This is a genomic window from Paenibacillus wynnii (assembly GCF_030812855.1).
In the GTDB taxonomy this organism is placed as follows: domain Bacteria; phylum Bacillota; class Bacilli; order Paenibacillales; family Paenibacillaceae; genus Paenibacillus_AQ; species Paenibacillus_AQ wynnii_A.
In genome coordinates this window covers 90,231-107,436 of record NZ_JAUSTK010000002.1, presented here as the reverse complement: position 1 = coordinate 107,436, position 17,206 = coordinate 90,231, and the positions used below count along the sequence as shown (strand labels likewise).

The window sequence follows — 17,206 nt, the reverse complement described above, 5'->3', positions numbered from 1 at the left end:
TGAATTACTTTATTTTATGATTTGTATTAACTCCTTCCAAGAATATCCGATAAATATAGTATAAATATTGTTGCGGGGGTTACTAAAATGGATGTTCGCTTTTCAAATAACGGGGGGTTAAATAATCCTAAACCGGATTTTGGGGTAATATCAAATACTAAACCAGTGGAAGCTAACAACGTAAAGATAAGTAACCTGCACAGTAGTGTCGAACTGAAGAAATTGGAAAATCAAGGAGTGTCCGTTACTGTTGGAGAAGAACAGATTGTAAAGGCACTAGAAAAGGCGTTAAAAGCCTTGGAAGGACCCAACACAGCTTTGGAAGTAAGCATACACAAGGAAACCCAGACCATTATGGTTAAAATACTTAACAAGGAAACTGGTGAATTAATTAGGGAAGTTCCGCCTGAAAAGACCTTGGACTTGGTCGCAAACATGATGGAAATTGCCGGAATTATTGTAGATGAAAGAATTTGAGTAAAAAGGGGGATCTTGTATGGTACTTAGAGTAAGTGGCTTGGCTTCGGGCATAGATGTTGATAGTATTGTAAAGGAAACGATGACGGCAAAGCGTGTACCGCTTGATAAACTAAATCAACAAAAACAAATTCTCCAATGGCAAAGAGACAATTATAGGGAAATGAACAGCAAACTTATTGATTTTAAGAATAACAAGTTAGTAAAATTTGATGCTTCAAGTGCATTGAATACTCAAAAGGCTGTGGTTAGCGGCGAGACAACGGCATTAAAGGCAGAGGCGACAGCTGAAGCCAATGGCATTCCTATGGAAATAGAAGTTACTCAGCTTGCCAAATTGGCGGCTGCTAAAACTTCTGGTGCTAATATGATTAAGCTAGACGGGACAAGAATCACTTCCAGTTCTAAACTAACTGATTTACAAGCAATAAATACGAATGTCTCTGCTACCGGTGGTAAATTCTCGATGATAGTTAACGGAAAAACTATAGAGCTTGATGAAACTCTATCTATCTCTGAAGCGATTTCTAAAATTAATAGAACCGAGGGAGCTAACGTAACGGCGAAATTTGATGAATCCTCAGGGCAGTTGACAATTGCCTCGAAAACGTACGCCCCTACAGGTACAGTGACGCTGGATGCTTCAAATACCTTTGAACAGCTATTTGGAACCGGAGTCATAACCACAAACGCTTATCAACCGGCAAAAATTACAGTAAATGGAAGCGCGGCTCCTCTTGAGTATGCGAGCAACACCTTTAAGCTCAATGGAGTTCAAATTACTTTACTTGCAGAAACAACAACCTCTGCTACAATCACTACAGAAACTGATTCTACAAAGGCTCTCGAAACCATCACTAACTTTGTACAAACGTACAATGATTTGCTAAGTTCGTTGAATACTAAGACTAATGAAGAGCGGTATACTGAATTTACTCCTTTATCAGATGAACAGAAAAAAGAAATGACAGATAATGATATCGAGGCCTGGGAAAAAAAAGCTAAGAGCGGTATGTTGAAAAATGATGAAATTTTGAAATCAACGATTTCATCTATGAGATCGGCAATAACTGGAAAGTTAGGAGATTTAAGTTCAATTGGAGTTACAACAGGGCAATACTATGAGAATGGAAAACTCTACATCGACGAAGAAAAGTTAAAACTGGCTCTTCAAAATGATCCGCAGATAGTGACCTCCATATTTCAAGGGACTACGGGTGTCACAAATAGTGGATTGTTTGATAAATTATCCACTAGTATGAATACTGCGATAGATAAATTAGCCGTAAAAGCCGGAACCTCCAAATATACATCAGATATTACTGCAGCGTTTAAGGCAGATAGTACTATGGGAAAACGTCTTACTGACTATAATACCAGAATTTCTCAAATGTCGAATCGTTTATCTGATATGGAAAATAACCTTTATAAAAAGTTTACGGCTATGGAAACAGCAATCAATAAATATAATAGCCAATCAGCAAGTCTCTCAAGTTATGCAGGATAATTTTTAGAAAAAGGGTGAAGCAGATGATAACATCTCCATACGATAAATACCGGCAATCTTCTGTGCAGACTTCCAGCCCTTCTCAGCTTCTACTGATGTTGTTTGACGGGGCAATACGTTTTGCCAAGGCGGCACTAGAAGGACTAGAATGCACTGATTATGAGAAAGTTAACACCAATTTAGTTAAATCTCAAAATATTGTTAACGAACTTATCACAACATTAGACCACACATACGAAGTTTCCAACTCCTTGGCTTCTCTATACGAATATATAAATCACTTATTCATTGAATCCAACATTAAGAAATCAAAGGAGCAAGCTGAAGAAGCCCTTGGATACCTCATGGAGCTTCGTCAAACGTTTGCCCAAGCTGCCAAAATTCCAGCAGGTCAAGACCTCCAGCATGGATGATCTTATCCAGCAGCTCAACCAGCTAACTTCTAGCATCATAGACCGCCTGGGTGAAGTCTCCTATGAAGAGTTTTCCGCTTTCGTAGAAGAACGTCAAAAACTTGTCGACTCCATCGGAGTTGAAGTCGAACTCTGTCAACCGACCCCTGCACAAAAGCAGGCAATCAGTCGAATCATGGAACATGATTCTGCTATTCTTGCCCGAATGAACGCCCTGCGTCTTGAAGCTCAAGACTGGCTGCAGAAGCGCAATCAAGCCAAGGCCCAGCGCAGCGCATACGAATCTGGCTATACACCAGATAGTATTTTAATGGATCGAAAAAAATAATATATTAAGATGTTTCATAGATAGGGGCATGCGGGTATTAATACTCGTCTGCCTCTTTTCTGCTTTTATAACACAAGAAAACCTTCTGAAAATTTAGTCGATTTATGTCTGGTAAATTATAGAATGTAAACATTTACTTTTCCAATTGACAATAAAGAAGTAGCGGTGTTATAGTCAGAATTGTGAGCAAGACTCACATTCATTTGATGACGAAGGGAATGTTTGAACAATGGAAGGTAAAGTAAAATGGTTTAACGCAGAAAAGGGTTATGGCTTTATCGAGACTTCTGAAGGTGGCGATGTATTCGTACATTTCTCCGCAATCCAAACCGACGGTTTCAAAACTTTGGATGAAGGCCAATCTGTTGAGTTCGACATCGTTGAAGGTGCACGCGGACCACAAGCAGCTAACGTAATCAAGTTATAATCATCCGGCGAAGCCGACCTACATATATGGTAGATGGTTAGCAAATTGAGACGAATAGCACAAGACTCTGGAGTGATTCCAGGGTCTTTTTTTAATTTCTGTGATAATACGAAATGCTTTTTACTTAGCGCTAACAATTTGGTATAATGAAGGAGCAAAGGAGGAGTGCTTATGCAATTCAGCATTCGAGGTCAACAATTTGAAGTGACTGAGGCATTGAAAGAGTATGTTGATAAGAAGCTCAACAGACTTGAGAAGTATTTCGATGCACCCCCTACCTCTGAAGGAAATGTAACGCTTAGCGTTGTTCATGGCCTTCATACGGTGGAAGTGACCATTCCGCTAGCAGGTGTAACTCTTCGTGCGGAAGATCGCAGCGACGACATGTATGCGTCCACTGACGCTGTATTGGACAAGCTGGAACGTCAAATTCGTAAACACAAAACCAAACTCAATCGTAAGTTCCGTCAGGAAGGAAGCCTGAAGACGCTCTTTGTGGAAGGAGTGGGCGGCGCAGTTGCTGTTGAAGATCAGGATACCGATGAATTGGAGGTTGTACGGAATAAGCGTTTCACTCTGAAGCCAATGGATGTGGAAGAAGCAATCCTGCAAATGAACATGGTCGGCCACAATTTCTTTGTATTCTCCAATATTGACACCTCAGACGTGAGTGTCGTTTACAAACGTAATGACGGCAAGTATGGACTAATCGAACAGGATTAATCAAGTTGTGTTGTGAGTTTGTACCAGAGTACTACAAAGGCTTTATAGCTTCTCTAAAATGAAAATAATTAATCGAGCCCCTATTCGTGTGAAGCGAATAGGGCTCTTGTGCGTATATAATAGATATTGTTGCTAGAAACTGGGGTTATGGCCGCTTGTATTGCGGCATCTCTTACAAACTGTTACAATTTATGAAGCAGCGGAATCGACTTTTTTAAAGTGGCCCTTTCAATCTCGTAAGGATGGGCTCGATTCCACCATCTGTGTTGCATGAAAGGGGTTAACCATGCTAGGACTTGTTAAAAAAATATTTGGTGACACTAATGAACGTGACGTCAAACGTCTCATGAAGACGGTAGAAGTAATTAATGGATTGGAGCCAACCTTTAAGGCACTATCCGATGAAGAATTGAGCGCCAAGACAAGCGAATTCCGTGCACGGATTGAAAAGGGTGAGACACTGGAGGAAATTCTTCCTGAGGCCTTTGCTACCGTACGTGAGGCATCTGTCCGGACTCTAGGCATGCGCCACTTTGATGTGCAGTTGGTCGGAGGTATGGCTCTGCATGAAGGTAGAATCTCAGAGATGAAGACCGGTGAAGGTAAGACGCTGGTGGGTACATTACCCGTTTACTTGAATGCCCTGCTTGGTAAAGGTGTACACGTAGTTACGGTCAATGATTATTTGGCTCAACGTGACAGTGCTCAAATGGGACAAATCTATAACTTCCTGGGCATGACGGTCGGGGTTAACCTGACAGGCATGGACCATGCTGATAAACAGGATGCCTACGCATGCGACGTTACGTATGGCACGAACAATGAATTTGGTTTCGATTATCTGCGTGACAACATGGTGCTCTATAAGGAGCAAATGGTACAACGCCCATTATATTTCTGTATTATTGATGAAGTGGACTCTATTCTTATTGATGAAGCGCGGACACCGCTTATTATTTCAGGACAAGCAGAGAAGTCAAACGAACTGTATTATGCGGCTGATCGTTTTGTGAAGAAATTAACCATTGAGGAAGACTTCACGGTAGATATCAAAGTGAAATCTGTTGCCTTGACTGAAAAGGGTGTAGCTACAGCAGAGCGTGCTTTTGGTGTAGAGAATTTATATGACCAAGCCCATGTAACCCTGAACCATCATATTGTTCAAGCGCTCAAAGCAAATGTTATTATGCGCCGTGACGTGGATTATGTGGTTACAGAAGAAGAGGTTGTTATTGTTGATGAATTTACAGGCCGTCTAATGGCTGGTCGCCGTTACAGCGATGGTCTGCATCAGGCGATTGAAGCGAAGGAAGAGATTGAAGTACAGAATGAGAGCATGACGCTCGCAACAATCACCTTCCAGAACTATTTCCGGATGTACCGCAAGCTGGGTGGCATGACGGGTACAGCAAAGACAGAAGAAGAAGAATTTAAGAAAATTTATGGCCTAGAAGTACTTCAAGTGCCTACGAATAAAGTCAATCAACGTGCAGATGCACCTGATGTTGTCTATAAAAGCGAGAATGGCAAGTTCAATGCAGTTGTAGAGGAAATTGTGGAACGCCACAAGAAAAATCAACCTGTATTGGTAGGTACAGTATCTATTGAGAATTCAGAACGTCTGTCGGAAATGCTTAAGCGCAAGGGTGTAAGACACCAAGTGCTGAACGCCAAGCATCACCAAGCTGAAGCGGAGATCATTTCACACGCGGGCCAACCGGGCACTGTTACGATTGCGACAAATATGGCTGGACGCGGAACAGACATTATTCTGGGTGAAGGTGTAGCGGATCTCGGAGGACTGCATATTATTGGTACGGAACGTCATGAATCACGTCGTATTGATAATCAGCTGCGTGGTCGTGCGGGTCGTCAGGGTGACCCTGGCTCAACCCAATTCTATTTATCGCTTGGCGATGAACTGATGAAACGTTTTGGTGCAGATAATGTACTGAACATGATGGACCGTCTTGGCTTTGAAGAAGATCAACCTATTGAGAGCCGCATGATTACCCGTGCTGTTGAATCTGCCCAGAAGCGGGTAGAGGGAAACAACTTTGATATTCGTAAGGTTGTCCTGCAGTATGATGACGTTATGAATCAACAGCGTGAGATTATCTATAAACAACGCCGTGAAATTCTGGAGTCTGACAACATCAAAGATACCGTAGTTGAGATGATCAAGCCTGTAATTGAACGTGTTGTAGAAGCACATTGCAGCGATGATATCCCTGAGAACTGGGAACTTCAAGAAGTAGCGGACTATGTCAACAGCAAGCTGTTGGATGAAGGTGTTCTAACTCGTGATGATCTGTGGGGTAAGGAATCCGATGAAATCATCGAGTACATTTTTGCCCGTGTCCTTGAGAAATACGCTGCTCGTGAAGAACGTCTTGGTTCTGAACTGGTACGTGAATTTGAGAAGGTTATCGTATTGCGTTCTGTAGATAGCAAATGGATGGATCATATCGATGCGATGGATCAGCTTCGTCAAGGGATTCACCTTCGTGCCTACGGCGGCACCGATCCGCTTCGTGAGTATCAGTTCGAGGGCTTCCAAATGTTCAATGAGATGAGCGCTAATATTCAAGAAGAAGTTGCGACTTATATTATGAAGGCGCATATCGAGGCGAATCAGGAGCGTCAATCTGTTATAGAAGAGGACAAAATCTCTACCAATGCCGAACCCGTTGAAAAACGTCCGGTACACGTAGAATCGGCCATTGGCCGTAACGATCCTTGTCCTTGCGGCAGCGGCAAGAAGTATAAGAATTGCCATGGACAGAACGCATAAAAAAGTTCTAAGTATTCTGGCTCTTTCTCGAAATCAGTGCTTGACTTTCCGTTTGCATCACTGTAGCGGTAACGATTTCGACACAACTTCGCCTGATGTTTCACCGAGTTTGGGGCAACTACACCTTACAGGTAGCCGACTCGGGGTTGCGGACCAGTTCTTCGGTGAATTAGAGGGAAAAATGCCCTCTATTACCGACCAAAACATCTTGATTTTAAAATTAAAGGGAAAATATCCCTCTAATCTTACCCATACCGCCCCAAAAAGGGTATATCCTCAAAATCAGCGGGCAAAATTCCCTCTAATTGCCCAAACGGGGTGGCTAGTACAGAAATAGAGGGAGAAAATCCCTCTATTGGGGCGTAACGGCGGCTTTCTGCCCTTCCCGTCACCTGTCAAGCACTGATTTTGGTGTTGAGCCAATGTTCTTAAGCTTTGATGACAATAAAAGCGGCTGGGCCCGGGGATTCCCCCGTTTGCGGCCCGGCCGCTTTTTTGGACTTACAACTTGAGTGAATTGCTAATGAAGAGAAGGTTTGGAACTGGAGAAGCGTAGCGCTCGCCCGAAAGCTTTCCGTAGGAAAGCTCTCTTCGAAAGCATATGCTATCCCGGGATTCCAACCGCAAGTGCGGTTATAATTCAAGGAATCTGGGGATAACAGCGATCGGAAGTCCAAACATACTCGAAATGGGGATGGATTCACTCTTTTTAATGTCCAACAGCGCAAAACGCAAACTTACTTTGAAAGGTGAAGTGAACCATATGATAGATCCTACTGTGAGACAGGACCTGCGTGAAATAAGCAAGAAACTAACCAACCTTAGGGGGTCTCTTTGACTTAGACCTCAAGCAGGAGATGATTGCGAACTTCGAGGAGAAGATGGCTGCTCCCGGTTTTTGGGATGATCCTGACAAGGCGCAAGGTGTCATCGCTGAAATGAATGCCGTGAAGTCATCCGTAGATCAATACGAGAAGCTTCAAGTGGAATATGATGATACAAGCATGATGACAGAGCTTGCGGATGAAGAAGGCGATGATGAATTGGCGGCAGAAACCGCAGCATCCATTCGTTCTCTTTTGGCAAAGGTAGATGAGTTTGAATTGCAGCTGCTGCTTAATCAGCCTTATGATAAGCTAAATGCTATTCTGGAGCTGCATCCTGGAGCCGGGGGTACGGAATCCCAAGACTGGGGCCAAATGCTGCTACGCATGTATACCCGCTGGGCAGAGAAGCATGGATTCAAGGTAGAGGTTCTTGATTATCTGCCGGGCGATGAGGCCGGGATCAAGAGTGTAACTCTTCTTATCAAAGGCTTTAATGCCTACGGATACCTGAAAGCCGAAAAAGGCGTACACCGTCTAGTGCGTATTTCTCCGTTTGACTCCTCGGGACGACGCCACACTTCATTCGTGTCCTGTGATGTTGTACCTGAAATTAAAGAGGATATCGAAGTAGAAATTCGTACAGAAGATTTGAAAATCGATACGTACCGGGCTACTGGAGCCGGCGGACAGCACATTAACACGACTGACTCTGCTGTGCGGATCACTCACATGCCCTCTGGGGTTGTAGTAACCTGCCAGAACGAGCGCTCCCAGATCAAGAACCGGGAACAGGCCATGACGATGCTGCGTTCCAAGCTCTATGAGCGCAAGCTGCAAGAGCAGCAGCAGCAATTGGATGAGATCCGCGGCGATCAATCGGATATTGCCTGGGGTAGTCAGATTCGTTCCTATGTATTCCATCCCTATAGTATGGTAAAAGATCACCGTACCTCCGTGGAAACCGGTAATACAGGAGCGGTTATGGACGGCGATTTGGATGCTTTTATTGATGGTTATTTACGCAGCCAAATTAAGACTGATGCTGAATAAAGATGCTGTTATTCCTGCGTACCCTTGGGTACGTGGTTTTTTATGGAGAGGTTCATCACATAAACCAAAGGTATGAATGTGAACCTAGATGGACGAGGCGGTGTATGCGGACACAGCAGACGCTATTTCCTCCAAATGCCTCCAAATTCATGGTATGCGGACGGAGAAGCCGTTATTGAGCCCAAATTGGCCTAAATAAGGCTGTGTAACCCTTAATAACTGCACCTCAGTCCGCATGAATTGCCATTAGGTCATCAGTATGATAATAAGGGCTGTAGAGTCCGCACGCATATCGGATAACCCCCTTTTTTCTAGACACACAATGTATCGTTGGGGAACTTCACTGTACGTTGAACCGTTCACGCTTCACTTTCATCTTTCACACCTAAGGAGATTCTCCATGCAAAAAATAAACTCGCGCAGCAAGCCTCCGCTTATTCCGCTCAACGGGCCGCTGCGACATACAGTTGATATTATTTTGATTGTGATAGGTTCACTTATTACAGCAATCGCATTTAACATCTTTATGCTGCCCAATCGGATTGCTTCAGGCGGAGTATCGGGTTTGTCCGTACTAGCTCAGTCATGGCTTGGAGCCGAGCCTGCTTTTACTCAATGGGCGCTTAACATCCCGTTATTTGTACTTGGAGTGCTATTTCTGGGTAAGCAGTATGGAGTGCGGTCTTTGTTGGGCAGCTTTGTGCTGCCGTTATTTATCTATATCACCAGGGATTTTCCTGTTCCCACGCATAATCCTTTGTTAGCATCTATATACAGTGGAATCGGTGTAGGTCTGGGTCTGGGGCTTGTGTTCCGGGGACGGGGTTCAACGGGGGGCCTGACCATTCTGGCTCAGATTATTCAAAAAATATCCGGCCTGAGCTTTTCAATGTCTGTAGTCCTGTTGGACGGCACGGTAATTACATTGGCTGCTTTTGTACTCGGAATGGAGCAGGCTCTTTATGCTCTAATCGGGCTTTTCGTAACGGGCAGGGTAATCAATACGCTTGAAGTAGGCTTCAGCAATACAAAAGTTGCCTATATTATATCGGATCAAACGGAGGAGATCTCTCAGGCTATTTTACATGACTTGGACCGTGGGCTGACGAAGCTGAACGCTCAAGGCGGTTATACCGGAGATCATCGAACCGTGCTGATGGTAGTGGTTGGACAGAATGAAATTACGAGGCTTAAGGCTATCGTGCGCTCTGTAGACCCAGGAGCATTTGTAATAATTACCGAAGCTCATGAGGTACTGGGCGAAGGATTCAAAAGAGAAGCGTAAATCCCTGATTTCGGAGAGGTGACGCTTCTCTTTTTTTATTCGAATGAATGACAAAACGTTGTATTTATATTAATCCGGTTGTATAATAATACATATTTGCATAACGGCTGATTTATAGAAACAGAAAGTGGGGATGACAATGAATGGCAAGCTAAGGGCGGCGATAGTAGGATCAACGGGATACGGAGGCGTGGAGTTGATTCGACTGCTGCAAAGCCATCCCAACGTGGAGATCACTTCGGTCATTTCCTCATCAAGTGCAGGGGCACCGATTGAAGAGGGCTTTCCGCATTTGACGGGGGTCATTGAACGGAGTCTGGATGGTGTAGAGGCGGCTGAAATCGCGGGCCGGGCGGATGTTGTTTTTACGGCTACGCCGTCGGGAGTAAGCGCCAAGCTTGTCCCGCAGCTGCTGGAGGCTGGGCTGAAGGTCGTAGATCTATCCGGTGATTTCCGGCTCCGGGACGGTGCAGAGTATGAACATTGGTATAAGCACCCGGCTCCAGACGATGTCTATTTGAAGCAGGCAGTGTACGGACTGTCTGAAGTGTATGGAGAGCGTGCCGCAGGTGTGGATTTTATATCGAACCCGGGCTGCTATTCGACAGCGAGCCTGCTCGGACTTATTCCGGCTATTGAAGCAGGTTGGATCAAGCATGAGAGTATCATTATCGATGCCAAGTCGGGAGTGTCCGGTGCAGGCCGAGGGACCAGCTTGACGGTTCATTATTCAGAAATTAATGAGAATTTTAAGGCATACAAAATAAATGAACATCAGCATATTCCAGAAATTGAGCAGGTACTCACCGATATCGCGGGGGAAAAAGTAACCATAACCTTCACCACGCATCTCGTGCCGATGACTCGGGGCATTATGACGACGATCTATGCGGGAATGAATGATAAATACACCGAGCAGGATTTTGTGGACTTATATCGTAAGTATTATACAGGGAGACCCTATGTTCGTATAAGAAATGCAGGGATTATTCCGGCTACAAAAGAAGTAAGCGGTTCGAACTATTGTGATATTGGGTTTGCGACGGATGCTCGAACAGGGCGGGTTACCATTGTTTCTGTCATTGATAATATTGTAAAAGGTGCAGCAGGGCAGGCGATTCAAAACCTCAATTTAATGATGGGATGGGAGGAAACCCTTGGACTTGGCTACACACCAGTGTATCCATAGAATTCAGCGGTAACTATACAATGAGCGAGCAATTATTCACCGTCGTTGAAGGCGGGAGCATTACTACACCTAAAGGTTTTAAATCGGGGGGACTGCACTGCGGTCTGAAAAAAACCGAGCGTAACGATCTCGCAGTCATTGTGTGTGATGTTCCGGCTACGGCTGCAGCAGTGTATACGATGAATGTATTCCAGGCCGCGCCTCTTAAAGTGACTCGTGAGAGTCTGGCGAATGGCATACTGCAAGCAGTGGTGGTTAACAGCGGCAACGCTAATGCTTGTACCGGCGAACAAGGAGAAGCGGATGCGTATGAAATGCGGGCTGCTACAGCACGCCGTCTGGGTATTGACGAGAATAATGTTGGAGTAGCCTCCACTGGCGTTATTGGTGAGCTTTTGAAAATGAATTGCGTTCGGACGGGGATCGCTGAGTTACCGGAGAAGCTGGATGACGGAGCAGTCGGTGCGGAGGAGTTCTGCCAGGCGATTTTGACGACGGATCTGGTGAAAAAAGAATGTTGCGTTAAGGTTCTAGTAGGCAGAGTTGAAGTTACAATCGCAGGAGCCGCTAAAGGCTCGGGGATGATTCATCCCAATATGGCGACTATGCTGGGCTTTATGACTACAGATGCTGTCATTAATCAGGAAGATCTGCACAGTCTGCTGCGTGAGGCGACCGATGTCACTTTTAATATGATTACAGTGGATGGCGATACGAGCACTAACGATATGCTGATTACGATGGCAAGCGGGTTTGCCGATAATCGTACGCTCAATAGACTTCACCCGGATTGGGATGCTTTTGCTGCTGCATTCACTTATGTGTGCCAGACTCTGGCCAAATCAATTGCCCGCGATGGAGAAGGTGCGGCTCATTTAATCGAAGTGATTGTCCAGGGAGCGGTGAATGAGCATGCAGCGCGTGCGATCGCGAAGACGGTGGTAGGCTCCAGTCTGGTGAAATCTGCGGTATTCGGTGCGGATGCGAACTGGGGACGAATTATTGCGGCGGTAGGCCGTGCAGGTGTTCCGGTATCGCCGGAACGGGTAGATATTTCGCTTGGGAGTATCAAGGTGCTGACACAGTCGATGCCGGTTGCTTTTGATGAAGAAGAGGCTTTGGCTTATTTGCAAGGAGATACGGTGCTCATTACGGTAATTCTGCAGGATGGAGACGGATCCGCAACAGCATGGGGCTGCGACCTTACGTACGACTATGTACGCATCAATGCGGCATACCGTACCTAAGATCTGTGACTGACAAAGCCAAGTGGGAAGGACCGATAACTAACATGACTCAGAGCGGAACTCTTGATTCTAATGATAAAGAAAGCTTTAAAGGTTTGTTCGTCATGAAGTGTGGGGGCAGTACATTGGCGGCGCTCCCGGATTCATTTTTTGAGGATCTGCGGGAGCTGCAAATGTCGGGTATTCAGCCTGTCATCGTCCACGGAGGCGGTCCTGCCATATCAGATAATCTAGCTAAGCTAGGCATTGAGAGCCGCTTCGTAAATGGTCTGCGGGTGACGACCGAGGAAGTGCTGGATGTAGTAGAGATGACGCTTGCCGGAAGTATTAACAAAGCCATTGTGCGGCGTATCCAAGGTAGCGGGGGGTTGGCTCTTGGCTTGTCAGGAGAAGATGGAAACTTGATCCTAGCTCGTCCTGTGGCCAATAGCGCCGAAGTAGGGCTTGTCGGAGAGGTAACGGGGGTAAAGGCTGAGATCGTGACGGGTATCCTGTCTATGGGGTATATTCCTGTGATTGCGCCCATTGGTGTCGATGCTCAGGGCCAACGTTATAACATCAATGCAGATACAGCGGCAGGAGCCGTGGCATCGCATGTGAATTCACCCAAAATGATTGTAGTCACGGATGTTCCGGGAATTATGAGTACAGTAGAGGGTAAGAAAATTGTTCTTCCCTCTGTGACTGTTCAGGATATAGAGAACCTGATTGAGAGTGGAGAGATTTACGGGGGAATGATTCCTAAAGTGCGTGCCGCTATGGATTGTATTCAAGGCAGTGTGTCGGAAGTAGTCATCGTAGATGGTAAAGAACCTCGAGTGCTTAGCCGGGTGCTGCAGGGTGAAGAACTGGGTACACGTATAATACGGTCAAACTAAATTTGCTGCCGGGTAACCGGTGAAGCAGGGTGGGAGAGTGACTTAGAATGAATAAGCTTACGCAAGCAGAATCCGCTGGAACAGGTACTCAGGATGCATCGACACCTACAAAAAAACAAAGTGCTATTTTTCCTTCTTACGGCAGATATGACATTAGCTTGGTTAAAGGTAAGGGTAGCTGGGTTTGGGATGATAAGGGTAATAAATATCTGGATTTCACTTGTGGATTGGCGGTTACCAGTCTGGGTCACGCTCCGGAAAAAGTGGGTGCGAAGCTGAAGGAGCAAATTGATACCCTTTGGCATGTTTCGAATTTGTTCCACATTCCTGCACAAGAAAAAGTTGCCACATTGCTTACGGATAATAGCTGTGCGGATCAAGTATTTTTCTGCAACAGTGGAGCCGAAGCGAATGAAGCAGCAATCAAGCTGGCCCGCCGTTACCATCAGAAGGTGAAAGGTACAGGACGCTATGAAGTGATTACCTTTGAGCAGTCCTTCCACGGACGTACACTGGCTACCTTGACGGCTACCGGACAGCAGAAGGTTAAAGAAGGCTTCCTGCCGCTTCCTGCAGGCTTCAAAACAGTACCTCTGCATGATCTCCCTGCACTTGAAGCGGCTATTAGTGAGAATACCGCTGCGATCATGCTGGAAATGGTATTGGCTGAAGGCGGCGTATTGGAGGTTGAGCCTGAGTTCCTGAACGCTGTGTCTGAATTATGTAAAAAGCACGGACTGCTTCTGATCATAGACGAAGTTCAGACCGGTATGGGACGTACGGGTAAACTATTTGCTTATCAGCATTACGGCATTGAGCCGGATATTTTCACACTGGCAAAAGGGATTGCGAGTGGATTCCCTGCTGGAGCGATGCTGGGCAAGGGTTATCTCCGTGAAGCCTTCACGCCGGGCAGCCACGCTACAACCTTCGGGGGAACACCACTAGCAACAGCGGTGATGGCTGCGACGATTGAGACGATGCTTGAAGATGAACTTCCGCAGCGTGCGGCGGTAATGGGTGAATATTTAAAAGGGCTTCTGAAAGAGAAGCTGGCGGATTCTTCTTTTGTCCTGGATATCCGCGGTAAAGGACTGCTCGTCGGAATCGAATGTCAGTCTCCGGTCGGTGATATTGTGTTGGCTGGACAAAAACAGGGGTTGCTGTTCGTAACCGCCGGTCCTAATGTTATTCGTCTGCTGCCGAACCTCTATGTTAGCAAAGAAGAGGTTGACCAGGCTGTGGACATCCTATCAGAACTCATTCATACTTATGCTAAAAAAGAAAGCGGGGAAGCCAGTTCATGAGCCAGGGCGTGCAGAACGATACACAGGATATTGCACAGAAGTTGAAGGGTCGAGATCTTCTGGAGTTGAACGATTACAGCGCAGAAGAAATCACATATCTTATCGAGTCAGCGATAGAACTGAAGCGTAAGCAGAAGAACGGTGAGGTTTATCAGCCGCTCAAGGGAAAGACCATAGGTCTTATTTTTGAGAAATCCTCCACGCGTACACGCGTTTCGTTCGAAGTCGGCATGTTTCAACTTGGCGGGCACGCGCTTTTCCTCAGCAAAAATGATATCCAGCTGGGACGCGGTGAAACCGTAGGAGATACGGCACAGGTGATGTCCCGTTATCTCGACGGTATAATGATCCGCACCTTTGGACATGACAAAGTTGAAGATCTGGCGCGTAATGCTTCTATTCCTGTAATCAACGGACTAAGCGATCAGGCGCATCCGTGTCAGGTACTGGCAGACTATCAGACGGTGTATGAGCACAAGGGGAAACTCAAGGGCTTGAAGCTTGCTTACATCGGAGACGGTAACAACATGGCCCATTCGCTCATGATTGGCGGTGCCAAGCTTGGTGTCCATGTGTCTGTGGCAGGGCCGGAAGGCTACGAGCCCGATGAAGCTGTTGTAGCAGAAGCACGCAAGATTGCTGAAGAGACCGGAGCAGAGATTGTAGTCACCCGCAGTCCACAGGACGCAGTGAAGGATGCAGATGTAATCTACACTGACGTGTGGGCGAGCATGGGCTTCGAAGCAGAGCAGTTGGCGCGTGAGGCAGCTTTCAAGGACTACCAGGTCAACGAGGAGCTTGTAAAGGGAGCGAAGAGTGACTACCTATTCCTTCACTGCCTGCCGGCCCACCGCGAGGAAGAGGTCAGCACAGGCGTAATCGACGGACCAAACTCGGTTATTTTTGATCAGGCGGAGAACCGGCTGCATGCGCAAAAAGCGCTGATGGCTGCGCTGATGGGCTAAGCTGGCTGATGGGATAACCCAAAGGGATAAAGTAATATATGGGTCAGTCGACTGCCAAACACCAAGTAACTAGCTAACGGACTGCCAAACGGACTACCTAACGGACTACCTAACGGACTACCTAACGGACTACCAAACACCAGGTACCCAAGTAACTGACTACAAAATCACCAAATCACACATATCAGCCGAGGAACTACCTAGTAACCACCAACTAACCAGTAACCATCAACTAAACAGCTGCTAATTTCAGTTAATTGTACTTTGTGCAACTAAGTTGAGTGGTAGGGACTTTCCCGGGCTTTAAGTGTACTTTGTACAATTAAAAACAGTCAAAAAGGTCATTTGCAGTTAAACTACATGAAATAGTTGTAAAAAGTGCAATTAAAATGCCTTTTTGAGCTAAAATGATCATTTTAGTTGCATATTGTGCAACTATATGGTCATTAGAGTTAGCCCAGACGCTAGAGTCCACGCTTATCAACTCAAATCCTGCATGAAGCGCTAACCCAATAATAGAACTGTTCAACGAAAGGAAGTTGCTTTTTCATGGCTAAAGAAAAAATTGTACTCGCCTATTCCGGCGGATTGGATACATCAGTTATTCTGAAATGGCTGAAAGAAACTTATGATGCGGAGATTATTGCTTTCACTGCCGATATCGGACAGAAGGAAGAGCTGGATGGCTTGGAGGAAAAAGCACTCGCTACCGGCGCATCGAAAGTGTATATCGATGACCTGCGTGATGAGTTCGCTAACGACTTCATCTACCCGATGTTCCAATCGGGCGCTTTGTATGAAGGCCAATACCTGCTCGGCACGAGTATCGCACGTCCGCTGATTGCGAAGCGGATGGTCGATATCGCTATTGCCGAAGGCGCAACAGCCATCGCGCATGGCGCGACAGGCAAAGGCAATGACCAAGTGCGGTTTGAGCTTGGCGCAGCAGCGTTGGCACCTGGCATCAAGGTTATTGCACCTTGGCGGCTGGAGGAGTTCCGTAATCAATTTCCGGGTCGTGCGGAAATGATCGCCTATGCGGAAGCCAATGGCATTCCGGTTCAGGCCTCAGCGGCTAAGCCGTATTCCATGGACCGGAACTTGCTGCACATCAGCTATGAGAGCGGTGTGCTGGAAGACCCTTGGTTCGATCCTAGCTCCGATGAGAACAAAGCAATGTTCCTGCTCAGCAACTCCCCTGAGGATGCTCCTGATCAATCCGAATATGTGGAGCTGGAATTCCTGAAGGGTGACTGCGTGGGCTTGAACGGTGAATCTCTAACCCCGCTTCAGGTGATGGAGAAGTTGAATGAACTGGGCGGCAAACACGGTATTGGACGCGTGGATATGGTTGAGAACCGTTTTGTCGGCATGAAGAGCCGCGGTGTATATGAAACTCCGGGCGGTACGATTCTGTTCACCGCTCACCGCAAAATGGAGTCCATCACAATGGACCGCGAAGTGATGAATCTGCGCGACAGCCTGATTACTCGTTACAGCACATTGGTGTATAATGGCTTCTGGTTTGCTCCAGAGCGTCTGGCGCTGCAAGCTCTTGTAGCAGAGAGCCAACAAAATGTAACAGGAACCGTACGCCTAAAACTTTACAAAGGCAACATCATTGGTGCTGGAGTAAAAAGTCCGGTCAGCTTGTACAACCCGGATATTGCAACGATGGAAGCTGATCCTACTCAAGCATATGACCAAGGTGATGCAACAGGCTTTATCCGCCTGAATGCACTCCGCCTTAAGGTTTCTGCCGGAGTCGCTGAATCTGCGAAATAAACAC

At 46.2% G+C, this 17,206-nt stretch carries 15 protein-coding genes; all 15 read left to right on the top strand.

Features of this window, described 5'->3' with window-relative positions; all coding sequences use genetic code 11:
* The first annotated feature begins 87 nt into the window (after window positions 1-87).
* The 15 genes from J2T20_RS02470 to J2T20_RS02400 all read left to right on the top strand — a co-directional run bounded on the left by J2T20_RS02470 (window position 88) and on the right by J2T20_RS02400 (window position 17,202).
* Window positions 88-477 (top strand): flagellar protein FlaG, encoded by a 390-nt coding sequence (locus J2T20_RS02470; protein WP_307585248.1) that lies wholly within the window; start codon window positions 88-90, stop codon window positions 475-477.
* A gap of 19 nt (window positions 478-496) precedes the next feature.
* Window positions 497-1,984: a flagellar filament capping protein FliD gene (fliD, locus tag J2T20_RS02465; protein WP_307585246.1), complete on the top strand. Its 1,488-nt coding sequence runs from the start codon at window positions 497-499 to the stop codon at window positions 1,982-1,984.
* A gap of 23 nt (window positions 1,985-2,007) precedes the next feature.
* Window positions 2,008-2,397 carry a flagellar export chaperone FliS gene (fliS, locus tag J2T20_RS02460; protein WP_307585244.1) on the top strand — a complete coding sequence of 130 codons (390 nt, stop codon included), beginning with the start codon at window positions 2,008-2,010 and terminating at the stop codon, window positions 2,395-2,397.
* On the top strand, window positions 2,390-2,725 hold the full coding sequence (locus J2T20_RS02455) for a flagellar protein FliT (RefSeq protein WP_307585243.1): 336 nt from the start codon (window positions 2,390-2,392) through the stop codon (window positions 2,723-2,725). The genes fliS and J2T20_RS02455 overlap by 8 nt, the downstream gene beginning before the upstream one ends.
* Window positions 2,726-2,954: 229 nt before the next feature.
* Entirely contained in the window at window positions 2,955-3,152 is a 198-nt protein-coding gene (locus tag J2T20_RS02450) for a cold shock domain-containing protein (protein ID WP_036652637.1), read from the top strand.
* Window positions 3,153-3,323: 171 nt separating this feature from the next.
* Window positions 3,324-3,875 carry a ribosome hibernation-promoting factor, HPF/YfiA family gene (hpf, locus tag J2T20_RS02445; RefSeq protein WP_307585241.1) on the top strand — a complete coding sequence of 184 codons (552 nt, stop codon included), beginning with the start codon at window positions 3,324-3,326 and terminating at the stop codon, window positions 3,873-3,875.
* Between the two features lie 286 nt (window positions 3,876-4,161).
* Window positions 4,162-6,669: a preprotein translocase subunit SecA gene (gene secA, locus J2T20_RS02440; protein WP_307585239.1), complete on the top strand. Its 2,508-nt coding sequence runs from the start codon at window positions 4,162-4,164 to the stop codon at window positions 6,667-6,669.
* A 763-nt stretch (window positions 6,670-7,432) separates the two neighbouring features.
* A protein-coding gene (prfB, locus tag J2T20_RS02435) for a peptide chain release factor 2 (RefSeq protein ID WP_307585758.1) occupies window positions 7,433-8,546 on the top strand; the annotation gives its coding sequence in 2 pieces (ribosomal slippage) (window positions 7,433-7,504 and window positions 7,506-8,546; 1,113 coding nt in all).
* A gap of 400 nt (window positions 8,547-8,946) precedes the next feature.
* Window positions 8,947-9,831 carry a YitT family protein gene (locus J2T20_RS02430; protein WP_307585237.1) on the top strand — a complete coding sequence of 295 codons (885 nt, stop codon included), beginning with the start codon at window positions 8,947-8,949 and terminating at the stop codon, window positions 9,829-9,831.
* Window positions 9,832-9,970: 139 nt separating this feature from the next.
* Window positions 9,971-11,020 (top strand): N-acetyl-gamma-glutamyl-phosphate reductase, encoded by a 1,050-nt coding sequence (gene argC, locus J2T20_RS02425; RefSeq protein ID WP_307585235.1) that lies wholly within the window; start codon window positions 9,971-9,973, stop codon window positions 11,018-11,020.
* 20 nt (window positions 11,021-11,040) lie between these two features.
* Window positions 11,041-12,267 (top strand): bifunctional ornithine acetyltransferase/N-acetylglutamate synthase, encoded by a 1,227-nt coding sequence (argJ, locus tag J2T20_RS02420; protein ID WP_307585233.1) that lies wholly within the window; start codon window positions 11,041-11,043, stop codon window positions 12,265-12,267.
* Between the two features lie 44 nt (window positions 12,268-12,311).
* The gene (gene argB / locus J2T20_RS02415) at window positions 12,312-13,145 is read left to right on the top strand and encodes an acetylglutamate kinase (RefSeq protein ID WP_307585232.1); all 834 of its coding nucleotides are present in this window, start codon (window positions 12,312-12,314) and stop codon (window positions 13,143-13,145) included.
* 47 nt (window positions 13,146-13,192) lie between these two features.
* Entirely contained in the window at window positions 13,193-14,452 is a 1,260-nt protein-coding gene (locus tag J2T20_RS02410; protein WP_307585231.1) for an acetylornithine transaminase, read from the top strand.
* Window positions 14,449-15,417 (top strand): ornithine carbamoyltransferase, encoded by a 969-nt coding sequence (argF, locus tag J2T20_RS02405; RefSeq protein ID WP_036652645.1) that lies wholly within the window; start codon window positions 14,449-14,451, stop codon window positions 15,415-15,417. Before J2T20_RS02410 ends, argF begins: the two co-directional genes overlap by 4 nt.
* A gap of 549 nt (window positions 15,418-15,966) precedes the next feature.
* Entirely contained in the window at window positions 15,967-17,202 is a 1,236-nt protein-coding gene (locus tag J2T20_RS02400; protein WP_307585228.1) for an argininosuccinate synthase, read from the top strand.
* Window positions 17,203-17,206: the final 4 nt, after the last annotated feature.

Bases quoted from the DNA above. Each gene is read 5' to 3' on its own strand.
- J2T20_RS02470 (WP_307585248.1), top strand. From the start codon at position 88: ATGGATGTTCGCTTTTCAAATAACGGGGGGTTAAATAATCCTAAACCG.
- fliD (WP_307585246.1), top strand. From the start codon at position 497: ATGGTACTTAGAGTAAGTGGCTTGGCTTCGGGCATAGATGTTGATAGT.
- fliS (WP_307585244.1), top strand. From the start codon at position 2,008: ATGATAACATCTCCATACGATAAATACCGGCAATCTTCTGTGCAGACT.
- J2T20_RS02455 (WP_307585243.1), top strand. From the start codon at position 2,390: ATGGATGATCTTATCCAGCAGCTCAACCAGCTAACTTCTAGCATCATA.
- J2T20_RS02450 (WP_036652637.1), top strand. From the start codon at position 2,955: ATGGAAGGTAAAGTAAAATGGTTTAACGCAGAAAAGGGTTATGGCTTT.
- hpf (WP_307585241.1), top strand. From the start codon at position 3,324: ATGCAATTCAGCATTCGAGGTCAACAATTTGAAGTGACTGAGGCATTG.
- secA (WP_307585239.1), top strand. From the start codon at position 4,162: ATGCTAGGACTTGTTAAAAAAATATTTGGTGACACTAATGAACGTGAC.
- J2T20_RS02430 (WP_307585237.1), top strand. From the start codon at position 8,947: ATGCAAAAAATAAACTCGCGCAGCAAGCCTCCGCTTATTCCGCTCAAC.
- argC (WP_307585235.1), top strand. From the start codon at position 9,971: ATGAATGGCAAGCTAAGGGCGGCGATAGTAGGATCAACGGGATACGGA.
- argJ (WP_307585233.1), top strand. From the start codon at position 11,041: ATGAGCGAGCAATTATTCACCGTCGTTGAAGGCGGGAGCATTACTACA.
- argB (WP_307585232.1), top strand. From the start codon at position 12,312: ATGACTCAGAGCGGAACTCTTGATTCTAATGATAAAGAAAGCTTTAAA.
- J2T20_RS02410 (WP_307585231.1), top strand. From the start codon at position 13,193: ATGAATAAGCTTACGCAAGCAGAATCCGCTGGAACAGGTACTCAGGAT.
- argF (WP_036652645.1), top strand. From the start codon at position 14,449: ATGAGCCAGGGCGTGCAGAACGATACACAGGATATTGCACAGAAGTTG.
- J2T20_RS02400 (WP_307585228.1), top strand. From the start codon at position 15,967: ATGGCTAAAGAAAAAATTGTACTCGCCTATTCCGGCGGATTGGATACA.